Source organism: Pseudonocardia lutea (assembly GCF_042658055.1).
Classification (GTDB): Bacteria; Actinomycetota; Actinomycetes; order Mycobacteriales; family Pseudonocardiaceae; genus Pseudonocardia; species Pseudonocardia lutea.
On sequence record NZ_JBHSQK010000083.1, the window covers coordinates 29,061 to 34,679 of the forward strand.

Here is a 5,619-nt window from a genome sequence, read left to right on the forward strand (position 1 = left end):
CGCGAACGGGCCGTCGCCGTCCGCCACGTGGTCGACGAGCGTCGCCGAGGCCAGCACCAGGCTCACCGCGGCCGCGAGGCGGACGCCCTCGCCGGTCGCGACCCGGGCCGTCCGCATGCCGCGCAGCGGGCACGGGCCGGCGGTCCGGCGGCCCGTCGCGGAGGCCTGCGCGTCGAGCAGGACGGAGATCAGCAGCCCGTCGTAGTTGGTGGCGATCCGGGCGGCCTGGCCGTGCTCGTCCCGCAGCGCGTAGCAGAGCCCGCACAGGTGGCCGATCCACTCGGCGCGCAGGGCGGGGGAGAGGGTGTGCCGGCAGGGCCGGACCATGCCGAACACGCGCCGGATCCTAGCGACGTCACCGGTCCGCCCGGCACACGATCCGGGTGCGGAGCGAATTCGCGCAGCGGGCGGGCCGCGGTCGGTCCTTTCCCGGGGTGTGTGTCCTCAGTAGTGTCGGGCGAATTCGACGGGCCCTTTCTCGGACGAGGGGAATTCGGGCGATGGCGGATCCGCTTGCCCCACTCCGGCAGGAGAAACTCCGGATCGACAAGCTCGAGAACGTCCTGGTGCCGCCGAACACCGAACGGACGTTGTGCGCGCGGAACGGCCCGGGGGTCGTCGTCTCCCTCTGGATGGCCCTCGGCGGCGGCAACGCCCCCGCGCTGGACGGCCGGCTGCGGGTCTACTACGACGGCGCGCCGACCCCGGCGATCGACATCGACATGGGCACGCTGCTCGCCACGCACTGGGGCGCCGGCAGCGCGAACACCAGCCACTCGTGCACCCACCTGCACGTCGAGATCAACAGCGGCAACTACCTCACCGCCTTCCTGTCGACCTACCCGATGCCCTTCGGCGCCTCGATCAGGATCGCCTACTTCAACATCGACGCCGGGCAGACCGCGAGCATCTACTCCATGGCGACCTACAGCCTCACCGCGTCCGACGAGGCGAACGGGCGGCGGTTGCGCTGCCAGGGGGCGCGCTACGTCGACCAGAGGGTGACCCGGGCGGCGGCCTCGACCACCACTCTCGCGCAGATCACCGGCGGCCCGGGGTCGATCGTCCACCACTCCTACATCGCCGGCGTCGGGGCCACGAACCTGTCCTGGCTGGAGCGCAACTTCTCCGTCACCGTCGACGGCGAGCCGACCGCGCAGATCGTCGCGACGGGGACGGAGGACTGGTTCGACAGCGGGTGGTACTTCAACGGGCGCCGCGACTACGACACGAGTGTCCACAGTTATGTCGGCACGGATCGGCCCGCCGGCAACGTGAACGTGGTGGGGATGGCGACCGACCTGTGGTCGAAATGGGGCGGTATCCCCTTCACGAGCTCCGCCGTGGTGAGGTCGTTGCCCGAGCCCGCGTGCACCACGGGCGACACCCTGTGCTGGTGCGTCCTCTACTACCAGTGACCCTTTCCCGACCCGGTCCGGCGGGTGGCCGGCACGACCCCCGCGACGCCGCCGTCCCGGCGGCCCCGGGAGCGGGCGGGGGAACGGGTCACCGCCCGCTGCGCTCGGCGAGCTCCTGCAGGAATCTCGGCACCCGGCCGGCGCCGAAGTCGTAGTACCGGACCCAGCGCGGTGTGATCGCGATGCGCGCCATCCGGTCGTACAGCGCGCGGCAGTTCTGCGCGAACTGCGCGGCGGGCTCGGCATCCATGCTCCTGCGCGCGGCGGCGAGGTACTCCTCGACCACGCCCTCGACGATGCGGATGTCCGCGCGGCCGCGCACCGACAGCGCCCGGGCCTGCTCCGGCCTGCCGCCGGCGTCGACGGCCAGGGCGACGTCCGGCCGGGCCGACAGCGCCGCGACCTTGGGCGCCGTGGCGGCCGTGGAGGTCACGAACTGCTCCCCGGTCCAGAAGAAGCCGACCGTGACCACCCGAGGCGTGCCGTCCTCCGCGGTGTAGGCGAGATGGCCCGCCGAGGTCGAGTCGAGCAGCTCCCTCGCGGCGGCCAGCTCGGTGTCGACGTCGTGCTGCTCCATCGGTGTGTCCTCCCGTCGGGCGCGGCGCTGCCCGCCCCTCTCGTCCAGGGACGGTGCCGACCGCGCGTTCTCGACCTCACCCGTGCAGGAGATCGTCGAGCCTGCCTCGGCGGACCGCCGCCGAAAATCGTGTGCCCGGCCGGGGGCCGGGCCCTACCGTCCCGGCATGCCCTCGACCGGTGCGATCCTCGCGTTCCTCGCCGCGTCGCTCGTGCTGGTCGCGATCCCGGGCCCGAGCGTGCTGTTCATCGTGGGCCGGGCCCTCGCGCACGGCCGCCGTGCCGCGCTGGCGAGCGTCGCGGGGAACACGACGGGCGTCGCCGTGCTGGTCGTGGTCGTCGCGCTGGGCCTCGGGGCCGTCGCGGCCGCCTCGGCCACGGTGTTCACCGCGATCAAGCTGGCCGGCGCCGCCTACCTGATCTGGCTGGGGGTGCACACCATCCGCACCCGCGGCGACCTGGTGGCCGCGCTCGGCAGGCCGGGGGTGGCCGCCGGCCGGCGCGTGTACCTGCAGGGCGTGCTCGTCGGGCTGACCAACCCCAAGGCGCTGGTGTTCTTCGCGGCCGTGCTGCCGCAGTTCCTCGGCCCGCAGACGCCCAACCCGGCGCTGCAGCTGCTGACCTTCGGCCTGCTCTTCTGCCTGACGGCGGCGGTGCTGGACTCGGCCTGGGGCCTCGTCGCCGGCGCGGCGCGGGACTGGTTCGCGACGAGCCCGGCCCGCCTGCGCCGGATGGGCGGCGCGGCCGGGCTGGTGCTCGTCGGGATGGGCGTCGGGCTGGCCTTCAGCGGCCGACACGACTGACCGGTCCTACCGCGGGGCCCGCAGGGCGGCGGCGAACCACTCGAAGGCCGGGACGGACGGCGGGCGCTCCGGCCAGCCGTTGAGCCGGCCGAGCAGGGTCCAGTACCGCTCCACGCGCCGGTCGCTGAACGTGTCGACGGTCGCCGCCAGCTCGGCCCGCCCGGCGGCCGGCAGGTCGCCGACGCCGATCCGGGCCAGCACCTCGGCCGCCTCCGGCGACCCCGGGTCGACCCCCTCCCGCAGCGCCGCGCCGGCGTGCTCCAGCACCGTGCCCGGGTCGTAGGGCGGTGGCGCGGCCGCCTCCGACCCGGCGACCGCCATCTCCCGCACCCGGGACCGGAAGGCCGGGTCGGAGACGAGGTCGGCGAGCTCCACCCACGCCTCCACCTGCTCCGTGGTCGGGTCCTCCGGCAGCTCGGCCGGCATGGTCCGCATCGCCGAGGCGATGCCGGCGCCGGGCGCCTCCGGGTCGGTGCCGGCGAAGGTCTCGGCCACGAACTCGTCGATCATCCGCTGCCGCTCCTCGGCGGACAGCCTGGCCAGGTCGTTCATCAGTCTCAGCTCCCTCGGTGCGGGATCCGTGCCGCCGCGGGCGAGCAGCGTGCACACCGCACGCTGCACGCGCAGGGCGCGGATCCGTTCGTCGATGGCCCGCACGTGCGCGGCCGCCACCTCGCCGACCCGACGTCGACGCAGCAGCACCTCCCGCACGTCGTCGTGCCCCAGCCCGAGCTCCCGCAGGGTGCGGACGAGATCGAGCCGGGCCACGGCGGCCGCGTCGTACCGGCGGTAGCCGGCGGGGCTCCGGTCGGTCTCGGGCAGCAGGCCCTCGTCCGACCAGAAGCGGATGGTGCGGACGGGCACCCCCGAGCGCCGGGCGAGCTGCCCGATCGTCAGCAGGGTGCGGTCCGTCCCCTCGTTCGTCGCGGTCACGTGATCCACCCTCGGGGTTCCAGCGGCTGGAAGGTCAAGGGGAATCCTGCCGGTGGGTCCTCAGCCCGCGCACAGCCGCCGCTGCGACACTCGGCGCGTGCTGCCATCCGAAGTGCAGGGCGTCCTCGACACGATGCTGGCGAACCTCACCGCCCGGCCCGCCGAGCTCGCCGCGGCGGCCGCCGCCCTCCTCGTCGTGCTGTGGACGGCCACGTGGCGGCTGACCCGCACCGTCGTGACGATCGCGCACGAGGGCGGGCACGCGCTCGTCGCCGTCCTGGTGGGCCGGGGGCTGACCGGGATCCGGCTGCACGCGGACACCTCGGGGGTCACGCACTCGACGGGCGCCGGCCGGGGGCCGGGCGTGGTGCTGATGTTCCTGGCCGGGTACGTGTTCCCGCCGCTGCTCGGGCTGGGCGGCGCCGCGCTGGTCGCGGCCGGCTACACGAGCGCGCTGCTGTGGCTCGGGGTGGCGCTGCTGGTCGCGACGTTGGTCTACGTCCGCAACCTGTACGGGGCGTTCGCGGTGCTGGTGACCGGCGGGGTGCTCGGCGCGGTCGCGACGTGGGCACCGGCGGACTGGCGCGCCGGGTTCGCGGCGGCGCTGTGCTGGTTCCTGCTGTTCGGCGGGCTGCGGGCGGTGCGGGAGCTGCAGCGCAGCCGCCGTCGGCGCCGCACCACGACCTCCGATGCCGACCAGCTCGCCGCGATCACCGGGGTACCGGGCGGAATGTGGGCGGGGGTGTTCGGCTTGATCGGGACGGCGGCTACCGTGGCCGCCGCCGTGATCGTCTTCACGTGACCGCGGTCGCGTGAACACCAGCCGAGAGGACCGAGTCGTGCCCGAGGACTTCAACGCCCGCGTCATCCGCGAGTTCCAGGAGAACGACGGGAAGGTCGGCCCGCCCTTCGAGGGCGCTCCGATGGTCCTGCTGCACCACGTCGGCGCGAAGTCGGGGACGGTGCGCACGAGCCCGCTGGTGTACTTCGAGGACGGCGACCGGTACCTGGTCGTCGCCTCCGCCGCCGGCGCCCCCTCGCACCCGGCCTGGTACCACAACCTCAAGGCCCACCCGCGGATCGCGGTCGACCTCGCGACGGCCGAGGGTGTGCGCGAGCTGACCGTCGAGGCCTCGGAGCTCACCGGGGACGAGCGGGACACGGTCTGGGAGCGGATCAAGACGGCCGCGCCGGGCTTCGGGGACTACGAGAAGAAGACCGAGGGCGTCCGCACGATCCCGGTCTTCGCCCTCACCCCGGTCGCCTGACGCCGCACGGCCGCCTCCCCTCGGAGCGTCACACCTGGTCCTACGCCGCACCTCGTCCCGCGCCGGCTCGTCGCGGGCCGCACGCCGTGGTCGGCGCGGCACACCTGGTCGCGTGCGCAGGATGCCATGGTCGGCGCGGCACACGTCGTCGCGCGCGGTACATCGTGGTCAACGCGGCACACCTCGACGCGCGCGGTACATCGTGGTCGGCGCGGCACACCTCGTCGCGCACGCAGGGCGCCACGGTCGGCGCGGCACACCTCGTCGCGCGCGCAGGCGCCACGGTCGGCACAGCACACCCGTCGGGGCGTGGCACATCCCGATGGCCGCGGCGGGCACCGTGCTGGGCGCGGCACACCTGGTCGCGACACCTGGTTGCGGGCGGGACGTCGTGGTCGGCGCGGCACATCCGTTGGAGCGCAGCACACCCGGTTCGTCCGCCTCGCACACTTGGCCAACGCATCGCACACCCCGGCGCGCACCGGCATCGTGGTCGGCCCCGCACATTTCACTTACTCGCAGCAAGTTCGACGATCAGTGCGCCGTCGTCGGCGCGCGGCACACCCGTCGGGGCGCGGCACACCTGCTGACGACGGCTGAAAGCTGACCCTCTGGCGACGG

At 74.2% G+C, this 5,619-nt stretch carries 7 protein-coding genes; 4 read left to right on the forward strand and 3 right to left on the reverse strand.

Going from position 1 to position 5,619, the window contains the following annotated elements; genetic code table 11:
- The coding region (locus ACFQH9_RS26295) for a DUF5685 family protein (RefSeq protein WP_379570049.1) at positions 1-336 on the reverse strand (336 nt) is incomplete at its 3' end.
- 164 nt (positions 337-500) lie between these two features.
- On the opposite strand from ACFQH9_RS26295, the gene ACFQH9_RS26300 reads away from it, so the two are divergent.
- Positions 501-1,418 (forward strand): DUF2961 domain-containing protein, encoded by a 918-nt coding sequence (locus ACFQH9_RS26300; protein ID WP_379570051.1) that lies wholly within the window; start codon positions 501-503, stop codon positions 1,416-1,418.
- 88 nt (positions 1,419-1,506) lie between these two features.
- Here the strand turns inward: ACFQH9_RS26300 and ACFQH9_RS26305 are convergent, their stop codons facing one another.
- The gene (locus tag ACFQH9_RS26305; RefSeq protein ID WP_379570053.1) at positions 1,507-1,995 is read right to left on the reverse strand and encodes a pyridoxamine 5'-phosphate oxidase family protein; all 489 of its coding nucleotides are present in this window, start codon (positions 1,993-1,995) and stop codon (positions 1,507-1,509) included.
- Positions 1,996-2,161: 166 nt separating this feature from the next.
- On the opposite strand from ACFQH9_RS26305, the gene ACFQH9_RS26310 reads away from it, so the two are divergent.
- Positions 2,162-2,797, forward strand: a complete 636-nt coding sequence (locus tag ACFQH9_RS26310; protein WP_379570055.1) for a LysE family translocator — start codon at positions 2,162-2,164, stop codon at positions 2,795-2,797.
- Positions 2,798-2,803: 6 nt separating this feature from the next.
- Here ACFQH9_RS26310 and ACFQH9_RS26315 read toward each other — a convergent pair whose 3' ends face one another.
- Positions 2,804-3,730, reverse strand: a complete 927-nt coding sequence (locus ACFQH9_RS26315) for a helix-turn-helix domain-containing protein (protein ID WP_379570057.1) — start codon at positions 3,728-3,730, stop codon at positions 2,804-2,806.
- A 97-nt stretch (positions 3,731-3,827) separates the two neighbouring features.
- On the opposite strand from ACFQH9_RS26315, the gene ACFQH9_RS26320 reads away from it, so the two are divergent.
- Both ACFQH9_RS26320 and ACFQH9_RS26325 read left to right on the forward strand, forming a co-directional pair.
- Positions 3,828-4,532 carry a M50 family metallopeptidase gene (locus ACFQH9_RS26320; protein ID WP_379570059.1) on the forward strand — a complete coding sequence of 235 codons (705 nt, stop codon included), beginning with the start codon at positions 3,828-3,830 and terminating at the stop codon, positions 4,530-4,532.
- A 37-nt stretch (positions 4,533-4,569) separates the two neighbouring features.
- Complete coding sequence (locus ACFQH9_RS26325) at positions 4,570-4,998, forward strand: nitroreductase family deazaflavin-dependent oxidoreductase (RefSeq protein WP_379570061.1); 429 nt, start codon at positions 4,570-4,572, stop codon at positions 4,996-4,998.
- Positions 4,999-5,619 lie beyond the last annotated feature (621 nt).